The sequence below is a fragment of the Caballeronia mineralivorans PML1(12) genome (genome assembly GCF_001028175.1).
GTDB lineage: Bacteria > Pseudomonadota > Gammaproteobacteria > Burkholderiales > Burkholderiaceae > Caballeronia > Caballeronia mineralivorans.
In genome coordinates this window covers 1-560 of sequence record NZ_AEJF01000284.1, presented here as the reverse complement: position 1 = coordinate 560, position 560 = coordinate 1, and the positions used below count along the sequence as shown (strand labels likewise).

General features: G+C 59.3%; 1 protein-coding gene. It reads right to left on the bottom strand.

Annotation, left to right across the window (positions count from 1 at the left end):
* Positions 1 to 48: 48 nt before the first annotated feature.
* The coding region (locus EOS_RS42685; RefSeq protein WP_047898288.1) for an IS110 family transposase at positions 49 to 560 on the bottom strand (512 nt) is incomplete at its 5' end.

Below are 560 nucleotides of genomic sequence, written 5' to 3'. Positions count from 1 at the left end.
CCCCCTCTCAAGAAACCATTTTAAGCACATGATTTGATTGGTTGTTTTTCAAGCGGATTGTCCTTGTGCCTGGATTGGGACGAGTTCGAGGCCCATGGCTGCGGCTTTTCTCCTGAGGTGGTAGATCACGCGCTGCTGGTAGCGTTCTTCGTAGTAGGCCTGCCCCCGATCGACATAGGCAGTGCCTTTGGTCAGCATGGCGTAGACCAGGCGGGCGAGCTTGTGTGCGACCGCTGTCACGGCCTTGCCCTTGTCCAACCGCCCGCACATTCGACGATAGTAGGCGCCCAGAGCCGACTGGCTGGGTCGGAGTGCAGCGGCAGCCAGTTTCAGAGCTTGAGCAGCGCGATTAGCGTTGCCCTTGGTGGCCCCTGACAGGCGCTTGCCTCCAGAGATCTTAGTGCCAGGAGACAAGCCAAGCCATGAGGCGAAGTGCTTGGCGTTCTGAAAGCGCGACAGATCTGGGCCGATCTCGGCGACTACCTTGAGTGCGGTCGTGACGTCGATGCCGTCAATCGCGGTCAGGTCAACGCCGCAGATGCGGAAGAGATAGGTGCGTG